The organism is thiotrophic endosymbiont of Bathymodiolus puteoserpentis (Logatchev) (assembly GCF_900127505.1).
GTDB lineage: Bacteria > Pseudomonadota > Gammaproteobacteria > PS1 > Pseudothioglobaceae > Thiodubiliella.
Genome location: NZ_UEXF01000026.1, coordinates 45,316 through 45,901, shown reverse-complemented (window position 1 = coordinate 45,901; position 586 = coordinate 45,316). Strand labels below are relative to the sequence as shown.

Here is a 586-nt window from a genome sequence, read left to right as displayed (position 1 = left end):
CGGTCGCATACCGCTTGTTTGATGGGTTTGTTTCTGTTGCTATTAGCATGGCTTATGGCAACATTTAAGGTTTTTGAGTCGTGAATATTTTTATCATGAGACCGTTGAATTTAAATAATTTTTAAAAAAATCTAAAACCTAATTTTTCCCCATATTTCTCTCATCAAACTCCGCTATTCCACAATTTTTTTATTCATACCCCCCATTAAACTCTGCTATCTTCCCATTTTTTGTCAATTTCCCTTAAAATCAACAAAAAACAAACAATACCCCCCCTAAAAACCATACTCTTCATTTAAAATCACCATTCTTTTAAGGTTAAACGCCAATGATTCCATAAACATTGCAAACTGATTTTTAGCAACACCCCTATACCTTGTTCGATGATTAGTTTGAGAGAATACTCGATCATACGGACTACGCATTTTTGTGATAAAACTGTCTCTACCCTTATTTTTATTTTTCATATTGTTTTTCAAGATAGCCTTTAGATTACAACCTTTGCGTTTAGCATCAATATGAGTTTGTTTGTCACAATAGCCTTTATCTGCATAGATGGCCCAGTACAGTACATTACCAAAAAAAA

Annotated in this window: 1 pseudogene; it reads right to left on the bottom strand. The window is 33.1% G+C overall.

The annotated features are described in order from the left end of the window. Positions 1-275: 275 nt before the first annotated feature. Positions 276-586: pseudogene (locus BHECKSOX2_RS03805) on the bottom strand (hypothetical protein); the annotation flags it as partial.